Genomic DNA, 17197 nt, shown 5'->3' with positions numbered 1-17197 from the left:
ATACCTTATAGTCTGGTGGCGATAGCGAAGAGGTCACACCCGTTCCCATGCCGAACACGGTCGTTAAGCTCTTTTGCGCCGATGGTAGTTGGGGGCTTCCCCCTGTGAGAGTAGGACGTTGCCAGGCATACCGTTCCACAGTAGCTCAGTGGTAGAGCAATCGGCTGTTAACCGATCGGTCGTAGGTTCGAGTCCTACCTGTGGAGCCATTTTTTTGCTTCCATAGCTCAGTAGGTAGAGCACTACCATGGTAAGGTAGGGGTCAGCGGTTCAAATCCGCTTGGAAGCTCCAGAAGAACTTATAAATTACGCGCCCTCAGGCATCTACTGATTGGCGTTTTTGTTGATTTTGGTCTTTTTTTATTGATCTTTTCTTTCTTAAAATTAATTAAAAAAAGAATAAAAAAGGGTTGAAATCTAGAAGTAATTTAGATATAATATTTTTTGTCAGTGTTGACAATGGCCCGTTGGTCAAGCGGTTAAGACACCGCCCTTTCACGGCGGTATCACGGGTTCGATTCCCGTACGGGTCACCATTAAATGGAGGATTAGCTCAGCTGGGAGAGCACCTGCCTTACAAGCAGGGGGTCGGCGGTTCGATCCCGTCATCCTCCACCATATATGCCGGCCTAGCTCAATTGGTAGAGCAACTGACTTGTAATCAGTAGGTTGGGGGTTCAAGTCCTCTGGCCGGCATCGTTCATCATGGAGGGGTAGCGAAGTGGCTAAACGCGGCGGACTGTAAATCCGCTCCCTCCGGGTTCGGCGGTTCGAATCCGTCCCCCTCCACCATGATTGGGCTATCGCCAAGCGGTAAGGCAACGGATTTTGATTCCGTCATGCGTAGGTTCGAATCCTGCTAGCCCAGCCATTTTTTTAGAGCCATTAGCTCAGTTGGTAGAGCATCTGACTTTTAATCAGAGGGTCGAAGGTTCGAATCCTTCATGGCTCATTTCAATTTTAAACTGTTTGAGTAAGTTGCGGAAGTAGTTCAGTGGTAGAACACCACCTTGCCAAGGTGGGGGTCGCGAGTTCGAATCTCGTCTTCCGCTCCAATCTGATATGGGGCCTTAGCTCAGCTGGGAGAGCGCCTGCCTTGCACGCAGGAGGTCAGCGGTTCGATCCCGCTAGGCTCCACCATTACATATTAACTTTAAACCATGGATGTAAATCTATGGTTTTTTTATGTAGTTGTTTTTTGTTTATGCCAATTATGTTTATTAATTAAATTTTCGTATTCATTTAAAAGTGCATCAAGTTTATGACTGTAACGAATCACCTCTTTTGAAATTAAAGATGATGTTTGTGCTTTGCGATTTAACAATTCTCTACATTCTTCTATATCATGCAAGAGTTGGTGTTCTCTATTCATTTTTCCACATCCTTCTTGAAGTCTTTTAAGTTTGAAATTGTCTTAGCTCGAAACTAGATTGGAGTTGTATTTTTTTATACCCTATTTCTGCAAAAAGAAAACATTATTTCATGTTATGATGAAGAAATATATAGGAAATGGAACTTTTTTAACGGTGAAACGTAAAAAACTAGAACGAATGTGGCAGGAGTAATAATATGGATACAATTGTAAAGAGGTTAATTTGGGAAGTGAGGAAAGGAAATCAACAAGCTTTCTCAGAAATTGTTGAACTATATAAAGATAAAGTCTTTCAAGTCGCTTATCGAATGGTAGGAAATTTGCATGAAGCACAGGATGTTGCACAAGAAGCATTTCTGCGGGCCTTTACGAATCTTGACCGATTTGATATTGATCGCAAATTCTCAACATGGATATTTCGTATAGCAACGAATGTAGCGATTGATCGATTACGTAAGAAAAAGCCAGATTATTATTTACAAGAAAAAGTAAAAGGATTAGATGGTTTGACGTATGAGTCTCAACTTGCTTCTGATGAGGAGTCACTCGATGATCAAGTTGTTAGTTTAGAAAGGCAAGAATGGGTTCAAACTGAGATCAATCAATTGCCTCCAAAATATCGGACGGCTATTATCTTAAAATACATTGAGGATTTATCCATTAGTGAGATTAGCGACATTTTAGATATTCCACCTTCTACTGTTAAAACAAGAATTCATCGGGGTAGAGAAGCACTTAGAAAGAGAATGCGCCATGTATAAGGAGGGATATTAAGATGAAGTGTAAACAGTATTATGAAGACCTCATTCAGAACGTTCTTGATGGCGATGCAACAGAAGAAGAAAAAAAGATCCTTGATCAACATTTAAAGGAATGTGCTTTTTGTAGGCAACATCTTCATGAACTAAAAAAAGTTATTGCTTTCGTACAAAGTTCTTCTCATATCGAGGCTCCTTTGGATTTTACAGAGACGGTCATGGCAAACCTACCTGAACGAAAGCAAGTTTCAAAATGGAAGCAATGGACGAGGAAACATCCATTACTTATATCGGCTGCTGTGTTTTTTCTTTTAATGATAACGAGCATATCATCACTATGGAATAGTGGAGAAGAACAGGTAGTTGTTTCGGGTTCTGGCCATGTGCAAATTGATCAAGACAGTGGTCGCGTCGTTGTTCCTGAAGGAGAAGTGATAAGAGGGGATATTGTCGTTAGAAACGGACAATTACAAGTCGATGGAGAAATAGAAGGAAATGTCTTACTCGTGAATAGTAAAGCTTATTATGCGTCAGTTGGTCAAGTTTCAGGGGAAATTAGCGAAGTGAACCAAGCATTGGATTGGGTTTGGTATCACTTGAAAAGCTTTGCTAAAGAGGTGATGTCAATTACAGATCATCAGAGATCTAATCAGTAGGACTTCAAATGACACTGTGATATAATGGGGAAAGTGAAGGGGATTAGTAATATGTATTTTTCTCTTTTGACGTACGTTAGTGGTTTGGAGGAAGGGCCATGTTTTATTTAGAAGAATTTCGTTTGCTCAACTATGTTGGACAAATTGTTGATATATTGGTTGTAACTTATGTTGTTTATAAAGCAATTATGATTATTCGTGGGACGAGGGCTGTCCAGTTAGTTAAAGGGATAACGGTTATTTTAGCCATATGGTTTTTGAGTCGTTTCCTTGGTCTTAGAACATTAGAATTTCTCATGAACCAGACGATTACTTATGGTCTGCTTGCCATTATTATTATTTTTCAGCCAGAGCTTAGAAGAGGACTTGAACAATTAGGAAGAGGGAGACTGTTTTCGAGTCGAACGATTCCACAGGATGATCATGCCAAAAAGTCGATTGATGCGATTATAAAAGCAACATCCTATATGGCCAAAAGGCGAATTGGGGCACTCATGTCACTTGAAAGAGAGACGGGTATGACGGATTATGTTGAGACAGGTATTCAAATGAATGCTAATTTAACATCTGAATTACTAATTAACACATTTATACCTAATACGCCTCTTCATGATGGCGCTGTTATTATTCAGAACAATACGATTCTAGCTGCTGCATGTTATTTACCTTTATCAGAGAATCCTTTTATTTCAAAAGAATTAGGAACGAGGCACAGAGCCGCTCTTGGAGTTAGTGAAGTGACTGATTCGATTACGATCATTGTTTCCGAAGAGACAGGGGCTATCTCGTTAACAAAGAATGGTGAATTGCACCGGGATCTCGATGAAGAGAAACTGCGAAGCTTGCTTGAACGAGAGTTGTTAGTAGAAAGTAATACCACCACTTCACGTTGGCAGTGGGGAGGAAAGAGAAATGGATAAAATGTTCAATAGCCATTGGTTTGTTAGAATCGTCTCTTTCTTTATTGCGCTCATGCTATTTACAATGGTTAATATTGATAATTTAACGACGCAGCCAGGAGGCGTGTTGCCAACCATTAACCCAGCTTATACGCTCGAAGATGTTGAGTTAACTGTTCTGTATGATGAAGAGAATTATGCTATTACAGATAAGACGGAAAATGTTCAGGTTAATTTAAAAGGACCCCAAGCTCAACTAACACTATTTCAATTGACTCGACCTTCTTACGAAGTGTTTGTTGATGTAACCGATCGAGGAGAAGGTGTACATACATTAAGTGTTCAACATCGCAATTTCCCAAGTGAACTAACGGTGTCTATTGTGCCACAGTATGTAAGAGTGGAATTACAAGAAAAGCAAACCGTATCTTTCCCTGTTCAAGTCGATATAATTAACTCGAGTGAAGTGGAAGAAGGATACACAGTTGGTACACCCATTGTGACTCCAATCAACGTTGATGTGACAGCTGCACGAAGTCTCGTAGCTGAGGTTAGTATGGTAAAAGCATTTGTCGATGTTGCAGGTGCCGATAAAACGATCGAAGAAACGACGCCTGTTAAGATGTTTGACAAGAACGGGAAAGAGTTGTTCTTAGCGGTAGAACCGCAAGTTGTAGATGTGAAGATCCCTATTACAAGTCCAAATCGATTGGTTCCCACTAAAGTGACTCGTACAGGTAAATTACCAGCTGGTTTAAGTATTAGTGATGTCAAATTTGAACCAGAGGAAGTAACGATTTATGGTCCTACTGATGTGATCGACCGTATGAATGTAGTCGATGTTGGAACGATAGATCTAAGTAAATTATCCGAGTCTCAAACATTTGAAATGACGGTTCCTACTCCACCAGGGATAGAGCGGGTGACTCCGGAAACGGTCAATATTACGGTTTCAATAACGACAGAAGAAACAGCAGAGTTCCCTGATGTACCTATTGAAGTAATCGGTGGGCGATCGGAAGAAAAAGTTACTTTCAATGAAAATTCAAATCGGTCTGTAACCATTTTAGCAAGCGGATCAGAGGAGTTATTAAGCAAGCTAACATTATCTGATATTCAGGCGTTTATCGATATAAGTGATTTATCAACAGGCAAATATGAAGTTGAAATACAGGTGAATGGACCTCCAAATATTCAGTTTGCTTTAGCTGATAATAAGAAGATACCAATTGAAATTACAGTGCGTTCTGATTGATGATTGTTTGAAGGAGAGAATGATAAATGGGAAAATATTTTGGTACTGATGGTGTGCGTGGAGTTGCCAATACGGAACTTACACCGGAGCTTGCCTTTAAATTAGGCAGAATGGGTGGCTACGTATTAACGAAACAAACAGAAAAACCAAGAGTAATTATCGGAAGAGATACTCGAATTTCCGGAGAGATGCTAGAAAGTGCACTTGTAGCAGGTTTACTTTCTATAGGTGCCGAAGTTATGCGTCTAGGTGTGATATCTACACCAGGTGTGGCTTTTCTAACAAAGGCACTAAGTGCAGACGCTGGTGTTATGATCTCAGCTTCACATAATCCAGTCCCTGATAACGGAATCAAATTCTTTGGACCAGATGGTTTTAAACTATTGGATCATCAAGAAGAGGAAATTGAGCGTCTTCTTGATAGTGAAGATGAGCTTCCTAGACCTGTTGGCGGTGATCTTGGTCAACTAAACGATTATTTTGAAGGTGGACAAAAATATCTTCAGTTTCTGAAGCAAACGGTTCAAGAAGATTTTTCAGGTATTCATATTGCTCTCGATTGTGCACATGGAGCAGCTTCATCCTTAGCACCGCATTTATTTGCTGATTTAGAGGCTGATATTTCGACGATGGGGACAACCCCCAATGGAGTAAATATCAATGAAAATTGCGGTTCCACTCATCCCGAAGCTTTAGCGGCTTTCGTCCTGGAAAAAGAAGCTCAGATTGGATTAGCTTTTGATGGAGATGCTGATCGGTTGATTGCTATTGATGAGAACGGTGATATTGTTGATGGCGATAAGATTATGTTCATCTGTGCGAAGTATATGAAGGAACAAGGTTGGTTAAAGCATGGTACGGTCGTATCAACGGTCATGAGTAATCTTGGCTTCTACAAAGGTCTTCAAGAAATTGGTGTGGAATTTAAGCAAACAGCTGTAGGAGATCGTTATGTCATGGAGGAAATGAGAAAGGGAGGATTTAACCTTGGCGGAGAACAGTCTGGGCACATCATCTTCCTAGATCATATCACCACGGGTGATGGTTTATTATCTGCTATACAACTAGTGAACATTATGAAAGTAACGGGGAAACCATTGTCGAAGTTGGCAGCTGATATGCAAACATTCCCGCAAAAGCTCGTAAATGTACGTGTGACAGATAAGAATGCTGTGACCGACAATGCTAAAGTGAGTACGGCTATTAACAACGTTGAAACCCAAATGGAGGGTGAAGGTCGTGTGTTAGTAAGGCCATCAGGCACTGAACCTCTTGTTCGCGTTATGGTTGAAGCAAAGACGGAAGAGCTTTGTAATCAATATGTGAATGAGATTGTCAATGTTGTGAAAGAGGAAATGGGTTTAGATTAATGTTTTATGCGTAAGTGGCACACAACATGCTGCTTATGCATATTTTTTTATATAGAGTTTGAACCACTCTCAAACGCTTTGTTAATTATTACTTGTAATTGACGGTTTGCTCTTGTTTGATGTATGATAAAAAAAGTCAATAAGAGAAAGGTGGATAGAAGTGAAAGATTAAAGCGCCTGGACTACAGTGAGTGTAGTTGACGAGGAGAGGGAGTATCGAAAGTTCGGCGGATGCCCTCCGGTTGTAGCATGACAACCGTTAGACTTCTGGAAAAACAAAGAGGCAACTCTTTGCACAAAGACAGAAGTAAGCATGCCTCAAAAAAAATGAGAGTGGGGGTAAGTGTACCCTCAGGTTACTTGCCCCTAACTTCAGGAGGTAATTAATTTATGTGCGGAATTGTTGGATATATTGGGACGGAAGATGCAAAAGAAATCTTATTACGTGGTTTAGAAAAGTTGGAATATCGTGGCTATGATTCAGCTGGGATTGCAGTAGCTAACGATGTTGGCGTCCACGTTTTTAAGGAAAAAGGTCGAATTGCATCTTTGCGTGATGTTGTCGATAAGACAGTAGAGAGTACGGTTGGTATTGGCCACACACGTTGGGCCACTCATGGTCCCCCAAGTCGCATTAATGCGCATCCACATCAAAGTGAAACGGCAAGATTTACACTTGTTCATAATGGTGTAATTGAAAATTATGAACAGTTGAAAAAGGACTTTTTATCTACAGTTGACATGGTAAGTGATACTGATACAGAAGTAATTGTTCATTTGATCGACCGCTTTGTTATTGAAGGTCAATCTATCGAAGAAGCATTTAGTCATACATTATCTTTATTAAAAGGTTCGTATGCACTTGCGCTTCTTGATAAACAGAATTCTGATGTTGTTTATGTAGGTAAAAATAAAAGTCCACTTTTAATTGGTGTAGGTAATGGTGCGAATGTGATTGCTTCTGATGCAATGGCTATGCTTCAAGTGACGAATCAATTTGTTGAAATTATGGATAAAGAAGTGGTACTCGTTTCTCGTGAGAATGTGACGATTAAGACGTTAGATGGTAATGTTATCGCACGTAAACCCTATACGGCTGAAATAGATGCTAGTGACATTGAAAAGGGAACATACCCTCACTTTATGTTAAAAGAAATTGATGAGCAGCCGTTTGTTATTCGTAATATCATTCAAAAATATCGAAATGAAGATGGAACGGTTCGTCTTGATGAAAACATTCGTCATGCGATGAAGTCATCAGATCGCATTTACATTATTGCAGCAGGCACGAGTTATCATGCGGGTCTTGTTGGAAAGCAATTAATTGAAAAGATTGCCAAGCGTCCAGTAGAGGTTCATATTGCAAGTGAATTCTTATATAATATGCCCCTTCTTTCAGAAAACCCACTCTTTATTTTCATCTCACAAAGTGGAGAAACGGCCGATCTTCGCGGTGTTCTTGTTGATGTAAAAGAAAAAGGCTATCAAGCATTAACAATCACCAATGTACCGGGATCAACACTTTCTCGTGAGTCTGATTTTACTTTACACACGTATGCTGGTCCTGAAATTGCTGTTGCTTCGACAAAGGCTTATACAGCTCAAATGGCTGTTCTTACCTTGCTTGCGGTGGATACAGCTAATGCAAAAGGTATTGAGCTTGACTTTGACCCCATTCAGGAACTTGGGATTGTTGCTAGTGCAATGGAAGCACTATGCGATCAAAAAGAAAAACTGGAGCAAATTGCTCGTGATTATTTAGCAACTACTCGCAACTGCTTCTTTATTGGCCGTGCAGCTGACTATTTCGTTTGCTTAGAAGGGTCTTTAAAGCTAAAAGAAATCTCTTATATCCAAGCAGAGGGATTTGCTGGAGGCGAATTAAAGCATGGGACAATTGCCCTTATTGAAGATGGCACACCAGTCATTGCCATTGCGACGCAGAAGCATGTAAACTTAAGCATTCGCGGGAATGTAAAAGAAGTCGCAGCTCGCGGAGCACATCCTTGTATTATTAGTATGGAAGGCTTAGAGCATGAGGGAGATGCTTTTGTTATTCCAAAGGTACATGAATATTTAACGTCACTTGCAACCGTTATTCCGTTACAGTTGATCTCGTATTATGCAGCGTTACACCGTGATTGTGATGTTGATAAGCCTCGTAATCTTGCTAAGAGTGTGACGGTTGAGTAGGTAAAAGACTTGAAATTATATTTGTTGAAAGACAACAAAGTCGAAAACTGGACAACAAAGTTAGGTACTGACGTAAATGTTAAACGACAAAAAAGATGGAAACTAGCAAAAAAAGATGGAAACTAACAAACAAAGTCGGAAAGTGACGTTGGAAATTCTAAAAGGATGTTTAAAAAATTCTTATAGTGAAGATAATGGTTAAAAAGAAATAGAACAGGATGTTAATGATGTAGTTTATAAGTGTTAGTAAGCATCGGAAAATAATATTAAATTTCAAAAAAAGACTATCCCCGAGGGGATAGTCTTTTTTTGAAATTACGAACAATATAAAGCTCACTACATATGTTTTATAGGAGACGAATTGAAAATATTAAGTGCAACACCTAAAAATAAACACAAAAAAGCCCATGATACTTCGTGTAAAATGAAGTTACTACACAACCCTTACACGGAGGTTTTATCATGAGCTACTCCCATTTTACAACGTTTGAACGTGGACGACTAGAAGCCCTAAATAAACTGGGCTGGTCTATTAGAAAAATTGCTTTAGAACTAAATCGACACCACTCTACTATTGCTCGAGAATTAAATCGAAATAGTACAAAAGAATATGCTAGTGAAGTTGCTCAAGATAAATATGTAGAGCGCCGTAAAGCCTGTAAACCAACAGGTAAATGGTCTGCCTCATGGCAGAGAGGTCATTGAAGAAAAACTCCAACTAACATGGTCTCCTGAACAGATCGTTGGACGGTTAGTTGAACTAAATCTTTCATTCAAAACAATTTATCGTTGGCTCTATTTTAGACTACTAAATAAGGTGGATATCACAGTCCTTCGTCACAAAGGAAAACGTCAAAAATCCGTTGAAACCAGAGGGCGATTTAACATTGGAACCTCCCTTACTGAACGTCCAAAAGAGGTAAAGAAAAGAACAACTTTTGGACATTGGGAACTTGATACGATGGTCTCAAGTCGAGGGAAAAGTAAAGGGTGTTTTGCTACCTTTGCGGAACGAAAAACACGGATGTACCTGGCAGTAAAGATGGATAATCGTAGTTCTTTGTCAATGGAAACAGCCATTTTAAACATGTTTGCCATGTATCCCCCAGGTGTTTTTAAGACATCTACTGTTGATCGTGGGAAAGAGTTTGCGTGCTATTCAAGCATTGAAGAACAGGTAGAAATGTCTATTTACTTTGCTGATCCATACTCTTCATGGCAGCGGGGAACCAACGAGAATGCTAATGGGCTCTTACGTGAATTTTTTCCTAAGAAGACCGATCTAGCTCAAATACTAGAAGAAGAATTAGAGTTAGCCTTACACTTAATTAATCATCGTCCAAGAAAATGTCTTGGTTGGAAAACTTCATACGAATCATTTTGGGAAGAAGTATCGCAGTTAGATTGACAAACCGTCTCATAAATATAATAACTAAAACGAGAGTGGGAGAGTTGGCTTATTTGCCGACTCTCCCTTTTTTATAGGTGTCATTTGAGTTACGATATGTCTCCTTTAGGATGGGTACATATAATCTTACTGGAAGAATACAGTCGAAGAGAATGAAGCCATAACTGATGCAAAAACAGAGGATACAAAACATAAAAACGTCCGCTTTGAAGTTAGTAAATAGGTCAGAATTTCTTGACAAATAAAGCATTCAGTTTTATTATAATTATAACGCATAACGTTTTTAAAACGTCATATTAAATTATTGCTCATTAAATTATATAAAACTGGAGGGAATTATAATGGCTAAATACACAATTGTAGATAAGGAAACATGTATTGCTTGTGGAGCATGTGGAGCATCCGCTCCAGATCTCTATGATTATGATGATGAGGGAATTTCGTTTGTCCTTTTAGATGATAATCAAGGAACAGCAAAAGTTCCAGAGGATTTATACGAAGATATGGAAGACGCTCAAGATGGATGTCCAACAGATTCAATAAAAATTGGCGATGAACCATTTAATGGAAACTCATTGAAACTGGAAATGGAAATATCTTCATAGGGAATTACAAGCAAACCTTCGTGTCATTTTTATGATTAAATAAAACACTAGTTTCAGTTAGCGAATTAAGACTACTGAAGCTAGTGTTTTCTTAGTCGATAACAGTAGCATTTCACTTATCTAGAATTCCATCAAAACGAGGTATCGATTTAAGCTCTTTATCTTAATATCGATTGAAACTCTACAATGTGTTTTCATAGCATATTTGATTTTCTTCTTTAATAAAAGAACACCTTTCACTTTTGGTTGGAGATTTTTAAAATGTAACTTCTCACTCTGTGTTTCCATTTGAAAGTAGCATTGTCGCAGTCTCATTTCTCAGAACTATATTAAAGTCCAAGACCGTGATAACAAACTAGAACCGTAAGCATTGTCCTTTGTAAACGGACTATTTTAGACATCCGCTAAAGATGTTATTTTTTTTTTTTGCAGAAATAGCTTAGTTGATAGATTGCTCACGCAGCAGCGAACTTGTTCAAAACATATTGCACCAGCTGTCTCAATCTCATATAAAATTTTTGATCCTATTACTTTATTTAATGATTATAAGGAATGACAAGTTAATTATAGCGCGTTATAAAAACGATTCATATATAAGTATCATATTATTGGTGGTGTGCGCTTGCTGTAATTCCCAATGTGAAATAGAGTAGTTGCAGATATGAGAACTAAATATAATCAGTTAAACGCAGTAAAATTAAATCATAAATGGAATAGTGATTTTATGTATATATAATAATATATTGTCGAAAATTATATTTTAAAATGCATTGACACCTATGTTTGTAAGCGTTAACATATTGAATAATGGTTATACGAATTTAAAACGGTATAATTTATTTATGTCATTAAAAATGTTGGAGGTGTTAATGTGGGGGACTTTCTGCAATTTTCTATTACAGGTCTAACGATTGGAAGTATCTACGCAATCGTCGCACTTGGGTTTGTTACGATCTACAGCGTAACAAAAGTCATTAACCTTGCTCAGGGTGAGTTTGTGATGTTAGGTGGGATGATCATGTTTTCTCTCTCTTCATCCGGATTACCTTATTGGATTAGTTTCATCATTACGATCATCATCGTCATGGTTATTGGTTGGGTGATGGAGGTCGCGATGATCCGCCGAGCTAAAGGGGCGGATGCAATTAGTTTAATCATTTTAACGATTGGTGCTGCTATTTTTATTCGTGGAATTTCAAGTATGATTTGGGGCAAAGATCAAGTAAGAGTTGCTTCATTTACTGCGAATGAACCAATCGGAATTGCAGGAGCGACCATTACTCCTCAAAGTATTTGGATTATTCTGATCATGTTAATGGTTGTCGGTGGGTTATATTACCTTATTGATCGTACGATTGTTGGAAAAGCTTTTCAAGCCTGTTCAGTCAACCCTGTAGCAGCAAGGTTAATGGGAATCAGTCCTAAAAAAATGGCTTCGTTTTCTTTCACATTAAGTGCTGGGCTTGGTGCTTTAGCAGGACTTGCGATTGCGCCCATTATGTTCCCTGCCTACGATATGGGGGTCATGTTAGGAGTCAAAGGTTTTTCGGCTACTATTTTAGGTGGTTTAGGTAGTGCTCCTGGTGCTGTGTTAGGTGGGTTAATAATAGGATTTCTCGAATCCTTTAGTGCTGGGTACATTAGTTCAGGTTTAAAAGATGCTATTGTATTTACTGCTATTTTAGCAATTTTATTAATACGTCCAAGTGGTATTTTACGTGAGAAAAACGTTGGGAAAGGAGGGCTATGATGAAGCTAAAAGGTGTACAACGGACTAATTGGCTTGGTGTTGTCTTATTTTTAACCCTTATTTTCATTTTTCCACTAATTATAACGAAATCCTTCTATCTAACTCAAGCAACGTTTGCAGGAATTTACGTCATTGTGGCCGTCGGTTTAGGTTTATTAATGGGCTATGCGGGTCAGATTTCATTAGGGCAAGCCGCATTTTACGGGGTAGGAGCCTATACGACAGCGGTATTAACAACGACCTATGGTTTGAGTCCATGGCTCAGTCTGATCTTTTCTATGCTCGTTCCGGCTCTTCTTGCGTTTGTTATGGGTTACACGATGTCAAGATTAAATGGCTATTATTTAGCGATGGCCACTTTAGCTTTCGGAATCATTATTTATTCCGTCCTCGTTGAATGGCGAGAAGTGACAAGGGGAGCGACTGGATTTTTTGGAATTCCGCAAATCAATTTTTTTGGAACAACTATTAATCAAGGGATTGGTTATTATTATTTTGTTTGGTTTTTTGCTTTACTGGTTATCGTGATTGCATTAAATATTGTTCATTCAAGGGTAGGGCGTGCTTTAAGGTCAATTCATGATAGTGAAATTGCCTCAAGTTCAATGGGAGTAAATACAGGTAAATATAAAATGCAAATTTTTATCTTAAGCTCGATGTTTGCCGGGCTAGCAGGATGGTTATTTGCTCATATGTCGTATAGTATCTCACCAAGTTCCTTCACTTTAGATGCTTCTATTTTATTTCTAGCGATGGTTGTTCTAGGTGGAAGTGTTTCAATTTGGGGGGCTGTAATTGGAGCGATCTTAATTAGATTAATAGGCATATCTGTTCATGCTCTAGGTGAGAGATTTACCTTTATAACTAGTGATTTTGAGCATGTGATGTATGGGTTAATTCTAATGCTTGTGGTCATCTTTATGCCGCGTGGTTTATTCCCAACATTAGTAAACGTGATTCAGAGTAAAAGGTTTGAGAAAAAATCAAAAGTGAGAGAAAAGAACGAAATAAATTTAGGTGAGTAGGAGGTGCGATACATGCTAGAAGTTAAGGGTGTAACAAAGAAATTTGGTGGAGTTATCGCCAATAGTGATGTCTCCTTTTCTTTTGAGGAAGGTCAAATCGTTGGACTGATTGGCCCTAATGGAGCAGGTAAAAGCACGATGTTCAATATGATCTCAGCTATTTTCCCTCCTACTTCTGGAACAATCACATTTGAGGGAAAGCAAACTCAAGAATTACCAACTTATCAAATTGCACCATTAGGCATTTCGAGAACATTCCAAAATTTGCAGGTGTTTAAAAATATGACAGTCTTAGAGAATGTCATGATTGGTCAGCATATTCAAACAAAAACAGGAATGATAGGCGCAGCCTTTCTATCAAAAAAGGCCAAAAAAGAAGAGAGAAAAATGTATGAAGCAGCAATGGAACAAATCAAATTTGTTGAGATAGAGGATTTGTTTGATCATAAAGCTGGCAGTCTATCATTGGGGAAGCTTCGCTTACTTGAGCTTGCGCGTGCATTAGCTACAAACCCTAAACTATTATTGCTTGATGAAATTGCTGCAGGACTAAATCATAAAGAAACACATGAAATGAGTAGGCTCATTGAAAAAATTAGAAATAAAGGGATTACCGTCTTTGTTGTAGAGCATGACATGGATTTGGTTATGAGTATATGTGACAAGATTATCGTTCTTGATCAAGGTGTAAAAATAGCAGAAGGAACACCAAAAGAAATACAAAACAATGAGAAAGTTATCACTGCTTATTTAGGCGCTGATATAGAAGAAGAGCAAGGGGAGGGGCCGTGATGAGCAAAGAAGTTTTATTATCGATTGAGAATTTATCGGTATCTTACGGTCCAATTCAAGCGTTAAAGGGATTGTCATTACAAGTAAATAAGGGGGAAGTTGTTGCACTCTTAGGGGCGAATGGTGCTGGAAAAACGACATTACTACAAACGATATCTGGTTTGTTAAAACCAACTAATGGAAACGTTCTTTATCAGAATCAAGACATGGTTGGTCTTGGGACAGAACAAATTGTCACAAAAAATTTAGTGCACGTTCCAGAACATCGCCAGGTTTTTACAACGTTAAATGTCCTTGATAATTTGTACTTAGGCTCATTTCATCATTATAAGAATTCGGGAAAAAAAGAAGTAGAAAAAGACATTGAGCGTATTTTTAAGTTGTTTCCCATTTTAAGTGAACGAAAATTACAATTAGCTGGAACTCTTTCTGGGGGACAACAACAAATGTTAGCAATTGCTAGAGGCGTTATGGCGAAACCGAATCTTCTTCTTTTGGATGAACCGACGTTAGGCTTAGCTCCAATTGTAGCAAAAGAAGTGCTTGAACTGGTAAGACATTTACGTGATGAATTTGGGACGACAGTCTTACTCATTGAACAAAATGTATTTTCTTCATTAAAGATCGCCAATCGAGCTTACGTCATCTCTCATGGAGAGATTGTTAAATCTGGAAGTGCAGAGGCTTTATTGAACGATAAAGAAATTAAGGAAGCATACTTAGGTCAATCCGTAAACTAAATAGGGGGGTATTAATATGAAGAAGTCATTTTTGCTATCACTGTTATCTGTATCGATGATTGGGATGTTAGCTGCTTGTGGAGGTAGTGAAAGTTCCGGTGAGGTTGAGAATAATGGAGAGGTGTCAGAGTATAAAATTGGAGCCATCTATTCCAAGACTGGACCAAATAGTCCACTCGGAGAACCGGAATGGAATGCAACGAAATTAATAGAAGACAAGATTAATGCTGAAGGTGGCATTAATGGTGTGCCGATTAAAGTTATTTTAGCTGATGATGAGTCGACACAGGAAAAAGCAACACAGGAGATGAATCGTCTCATCAATGATGAGAATGTTTTAGCTGTATTAGGATCTTCTGGTAGTGGGGAAAGTTTAGCAATGAAGGGGATTGCTCTTCAACAACAAGTACCAATGATTGCCGCAGCGGCAAGTATGCATGTTGTTGAGCCTGTAGAAGATGCTCATTGGATTTTTAAAACACCTCACTCGGATGTTCATGCCGTACAACGTATTTATATGTATTTAAATGAGCAAGGGATTAAGCAAGTCGGATTGCTTAGCGATTCTAATGCCTTTGGTACAAGTGGGGTTGAACAGCTTGAGGGGTTAGCGGATGAATATGGAATTGAGATAGTTGCAAAAGAAGGTTACAACACACAGGATCCTGATATGAGTGCTCAAATAACAAGAGTCAATAGCGCAAATGCAGAAGCCGTGATTGTTTGGGGCACGAACCCCGGACCTGCAGTTATTGCTTCCAATATTCGTAACTTAGGTCTTGACCTACCGATGATTGGAAGTCATGGAATTGCGAATCAAAACTTCATAAACCTAGCAGAAAAAGGAGCTGAAGGTGTTATTATTCCGACTGGGAAATTGCTATTTCCAGAAGAAATAACTGAAAAAGATGTTCAATATGACGTTATTTCCAATTTCTATAATGAATACACAGAGAAATACGGGAATGAGCCAACCAACTTTGGTTCTTACGGGTACGATAACATCATGTTAGTAGTAGAGGCTTTGCGTTCTGGAGCAACAGACAGAGAATCAATTCGTGACTTCCTAGAGAATGAATTAACTGATTGGGTTGGGGCAACAGGGGTTTTCAACTTCACGCCGGAAGATCATAATGGTTTGGATCCTGATAGTATGGTAATGGCGATCGTTAAAGATGGAAAATGGGTATTATTAGATTGAAAAACACCTTTATATCGGGAACACACGGTAAGGTTTTTTGAACATATTTTAAACAGGACATCATGAAAAAAATTAAGGAGTTCGTAAAAAACGAATGAGGTTATATCGGCAACCAGATTGATCTGATGTTAATGGGTCAATGTCGAACGTAAAATTTTTGGTGTGTTCAATCGGGATACAGTACACATTATTAGCGTCAAACAGTAAACTGGCGCTAATAATGGATCGAGAAAAATTTATGAGAAACGTCTGGGATCTTAGTAGTGACATTTCAGATTGATTAGTTGCTGCTATGAGATTTAGGTAAATTTAAAAGTTAATAACCATTTTTTAAACGAATATTAATAAAAAGGAGTATTAAATGAGAAAAAGAAAATGCTTTATCGTTCTGTAGGCGAAAAGAGATATAGATAAAAAATTGAAGAAACAAAATGAATGATGATGTTTTATGTATTTTACAAGAAGGAACAAGAAGCAAGGAACAATTACAAGCTTGCACGAAACAGCCAGTGTAATCGTTTATATGATTACACTGGTTTTTCTTGTTGTTTAGGGTGTGTTTGTTGTGACGCATAAAAGTGGGAAAGGGACGCATAAAAATAAACCTGACGCATAAATTCTGGATTTAACGCATAAGATGGAGAATTTAACGCATAAATGGGATAATTGGACTTTTTTTGAGAGTAAATCAATGAAAAGGGGGCTGTATCATCATAAAAACTACTACTATGAAAAAAGTTGAATGGTGTAAAAGCTGATTTCACCTGAGGGAAATAAAAAAAGAGGAACATAAAGGTTCCGACCCCCGAAAGTTAGAGTAGAAAATCTAACTTTCGGGGGTGTTTTTATGGCCAAATATAGTGAAGAATTTAAAATAAAGCTTGTTACCGAGTATTTAAATGGAAATCTTGGATATAAATTATTAGCGAAAAAATACAATATGCCCTCTCAAACCCCAATACAAGATTGGGTAAGATCCTATAAAATAAAAGGGATAGAGGGATTAAAGCGAAGAAAAATGAAGGAAGCGTACTCTGTTCAATTTAAAATGGATACGATACAATTTATGGTAGAAACAGGTGCTTCTTTTCAGGAAACTGCTGAACAATTTCGATTGAATAACCCTTCATTAATTCACCGTTGGATGAAAACATTTAATGAACAAGGGATAGA

The 17197-nt window shown here is 38.4% G+C and carries 14 protein-coding genes, 10 tRNA genes, 1 rRNA gene and 1 pseudogene; 25 read left to right on the top strand and 1 reads right to left on the bottom strand.

The features are described 5' to 3' along the window. Positions 1 to 11: 11 nt before the first annotated feature. From rrf to LDX58_RS24420, 11 genes are all read left to right on the top strand, one after another. Positions 12 to 127, top strand: a 5S ribosomal RNA gene (gene rrf / locus LDX58_RS24470). Between the two features lie 7 nt (positions 128 to 134). Next, positions 135 to 209: transfer RNA gene (locus tag LDX58_RS24465), tRNA-Asn, on the top strand. 7 nt (positions 210 to 216) lie between these two features. Next, a tRNA-Thr gene (locus LDX58_RS24460) sits at positions 217 to 292 on the top strand. Positions 293 to 461: 169 nt separating this feature from the next. Then, a tRNA-Glu gene (locus tag LDX58_RS24455) sits at positions 462 to 536 on the top strand. 6 nt (positions 537 to 542) lie between these two features. Then, positions 543 to 618, top strand: a tRNA-Val gene (locus tag LDX58_RS24450). Between the two features lie 5 nt (positions 619 to 623). Further along, positions 624 to 696, top strand: a tRNA-Thr gene (locus LDX58_RS24445). An 11-nt stretch (positions 697 to 707) separates the two neighbouring features. Then, positions 708 to 792: transfer RNA gene (locus LDX58_RS24440), tRNA-Tyr, on the top strand. Positions 793 to 796: 4 nt separating this feature from the next. Continuing rightward, positions 797 to 871, top strand: a tRNA-Gln gene (locus LDX58_RS24435). An 8-nt stretch (positions 872 to 879) separates the two neighbouring features. Next, positions 880 to 952: transfer RNA gene (locus LDX58_RS24430), tRNA-Lys, on the top strand. A gap of 28 nt (positions 953 to 980) precedes the next feature. Continuing rightward, positions 981 to 1055, top strand: a tRNA-Gly gene (locus LDX58_RS24425). 9 nt (positions 1056 to 1064) lie between these two features. Beyond that, positions 1065 to 1140: transfer RNA gene (locus LDX58_RS24420), tRNA-Ala, on the top strand. A 43-nt stretch (positions 1141 to 1183) separates the two neighbouring features. Here the strand turns inward: LDX58_RS24420 and LDX58_RS24415 are convergent. Beyond that, positions 1184 to 1372, bottom strand: coding sequence for an aspartyl-phosphate phosphatase Spo0E family protein (locus LDX58_RS24415; protein ID WP_227940205.1), 189 nt, complete (start codon positions 1370 to 1372; stop codon positions 1184 to 1186). Between the two features lie 197 nt (positions 1373 to 1569). Here LDX58_RS24415 and sigW point away from each other — a divergent pair, with 197 nt between their 5' ends. The 14 genes and pseudogenes from sigW to LDX58_RS24345 all read left to right on the top strand — a co-directional run. Further along, complete coding sequence (gene sigW, locus LDX58_RS24410) at positions 1570 to 2133, top strand: RNA polymerase sigma factor SigW (RefSeq protein WP_227940203.1); 564 nt, start codon at positions 1570 to 1572, stop codon at positions 2131 to 2133. Positions 2134 to 2147: 14 nt separating this feature from the next. Continuing rightward, positions 2148 to 2786, top strand: coding sequence for an anti-sigma factor family protein (locus LDX58_RS24405; RefSeq protein ID WP_227940202.1), 639 nt, complete (start codon positions 2148 to 2150; stop codon positions 2784 to 2786). A gap of 98 nt (positions 2787 to 2884) precedes the next feature. Continuing rightward, positions 2885 to 3706: a diadenylate cyclase CdaA gene (gene cdaA, locus LDX58_RS24400; protein WP_227940200.1), complete on the top strand. Its 822-nt coding sequence runs from the start codon at positions 2885 to 2887 to the stop codon at positions 3704 to 3706. Next, on the top strand, positions 3699 to 4940 hold the full coding sequence (locus tag LDX58_RS24395) for a CdaR family protein (RefSeq protein WP_227940198.1): 1242 nt from the start codon (positions 3699 to 3701) through the stop codon (positions 4938 to 4940). The genes cdaA and LDX58_RS24395 overlap by 8 nt, the downstream gene beginning before the upstream one ends. Before the next feature lie 26 nt (positions 4941 to 4966). Further along, positions 4967 to 6310 (top strand): phosphoglucosamine mutase, encoded by a 1344-nt coding sequence (gene glmM / locus LDX58_RS24390; RefSeq protein WP_227940196.1) that lies wholly within the window; start codon positions 4967 to 4969, stop codon positions 6308 to 6310. Positions 6311 to 6700: 390 nt separating this feature from the next. After that, complete coding sequence (glmS, locus tag LDX58_RS24385; protein WP_227940194.1) at positions 6701 to 8503, top strand: glutamine--fructose-6-phosphate transaminase (isomerizing); 1803 nt, start codon at positions 6701 to 6703, stop codon at positions 8501 to 8503. Between the two features lie 462 nt (positions 8504 to 8965). Beyond that, positions 8966 to 9911, top strand: a pseudogene (locus LDX58_RS24380) (IS30 family transposase). 341 nt (positions 9912 to 10252) lie between these two features. Next, positions 10253 to 10516, top strand: a complete 264-nt coding sequence (locus LDX58_RS24375; protein ID WP_227940192.1) for a ferredoxin — start codon at positions 10253 to 10255, stop codon at positions 10514 to 10516. 871 nt (positions 10517 to 11387) lie between these two features. Continuing rightward, positions 11388 to 12266 carry a branched-chain amino acid ABC transporter permease gene (locus LDX58_RS24370; RefSeq protein WP_227940188.1) on the top strand — a complete coding sequence of 293 codons (879 nt, stop codon included), beginning with the start codon at positions 11388 to 11390 and terminating at the stop codon, positions 12264 to 12266. Then, positions 12266 to 13291, top strand: a complete 1026-nt coding sequence (locus tag LDX58_RS24365; RefSeq protein WP_227940187.1) for a branched-chain amino acid ABC transporter permease — start codon at positions 12266 to 12268, stop codon at positions 13289 to 13291. Before LDX58_RS24370 ends, LDX58_RS24365 begins: the two co-directional genes overlap by 1 nt. 12 nt (positions 13292 to 13303) lie before the next feature. Beyond that, positions 13304 to 14083: an ABC transporter ATP-binding protein gene (locus tag LDX58_RS24360; protein WP_227940186.1), complete on the top strand. Its 780-nt coding sequence runs from the start codon at positions 13304 to 13306 to the stop codon at positions 14081 to 14083. Beyond that, positions 14083 to 14823, top strand: coding sequence for an ABC transporter ATP-binding protein (locus LDX58_RS24355; RefSeq protein ID WP_227940185.1), 741 nt, complete (start codon positions 14083 to 14085; stop codon positions 14821 to 14823). The genes LDX58_RS24360 and LDX58_RS24355 overlap by 1 nt, the downstream gene beginning before the upstream one ends. A 16-nt stretch (positions 14824 to 14839) precedes the next feature. Then, positions 14840 to 16024, top strand: coding sequence for an ABC transporter substrate-binding protein (locus LDX58_RS24350; protein WP_227940184.1), 1185 nt, complete (start codon positions 14840 to 14842; stop codon positions 16022 to 16024). A gap of 847 nt (positions 16025 to 16871) precedes the next feature. After that, the coding region (locus tag LDX58_RS24345) for a helix-turn-helix domain-containing protein (protein ID WP_227940183.1) at positions 16872 to 17197 on the top strand (326 nt) is incomplete at its 3' end.

It is taken from the genome of Alkalihalobacillus deserti (assembly GCF_020734105.1).
Classification (GTDB): domain Bacteria; phylum Bacillota; class Bacilli; order Bacillales; family Bacillaceae_D; genus Halalkalibacter; species Halalkalibacter deserti.
The sequence above is the reverse complement of the archived record's forward strand: the minus strand, read 5'-3'. Positions and strand labels throughout refer to the sequence as shown.

Excerpts from the sequence above, each read along its gene's own strand:
- LDX58_RS24360 (WP_227940186.1), top strand. The coding sequence starts at position 13,304 with ATGCTAGAAGTTAAGGGTGTAACAAAGAAATTTGGTGGAGTTATCGCC.
- LDX58_RS24350 (WP_227940184.1), top strand. The coding sequence starts at position 14,840 with ATGAAGAAGTCATTTTTGCTATCACTGTTATCTGTATCGATGATTGGG.
- LDX58_RS24415 (WP_227940205.1), bottom strand. The coding sequence starts at position 1,372 with ATGAATAGAGAACACCAACTCTTGCATGATATAGAAGAATGTAGAGAA.
- LDX58_RS24355 (WP_227940185.1), top strand. The coding sequence starts at position 14,083 with ATGAGCAAAGAAGTTTTATTATCGATTGAGAATTTATCGGTATCTTAC.
- glmS (WP_227940194.1), top strand. The coding sequence starts at position 6,701 with ATGTGCGGAATTGTTGGATATATTGGGACGGAAGATGCAAAAGAAATC.
- cdaA (WP_227940200.1), top strand. The coding sequence starts at position 2,885 with ATGTTTTATTTAGAAGAATTTCGTTTGCTCAACTATGTTGGACAAATT.
- sigW (WP_227940203.1), top strand. The coding sequence starts at position 1,570 with ATGGATACAATTGTAAAGAGGTTAATTTGGGAAGTGAGGAAAGGAAAT.
- LDX58_RS24375 (WP_227940192.1), top strand. The coding sequence starts at position 10,253 with ATGGCTAAATACACAATTGTAGATAAGGAAACATGTATTGCTTGTGGA.
- LDX58_RS24395 (WP_227940198.1), top strand. The coding sequence starts at position 3,699 with ATGGATAAAATGTTCAATAGCCATTGGTTTGTTAGAATCGTCTCTTTC.
- LDX58_RS24365 (WP_227940187.1), top strand. The coding sequence starts at position 12,266 with ATGAAGCTAAAAGGTGTACAACGGACTAATTGGCTTGGTGTTGTCTTA.
- glmM (WP_227940196.1), top strand. The coding sequence starts at position 4,967 with ATGGGAAAATATTTTGGTACTGATGGTGTGCGTGGAGTTGCCAATACG.
- LDX58_RS24405 (WP_227940202.1), top strand. The coding sequence starts at position 2,148 with ATGAAGTGTAAACAGTATTATGAAGACCTCATTCAGAACGTTCTTGAT.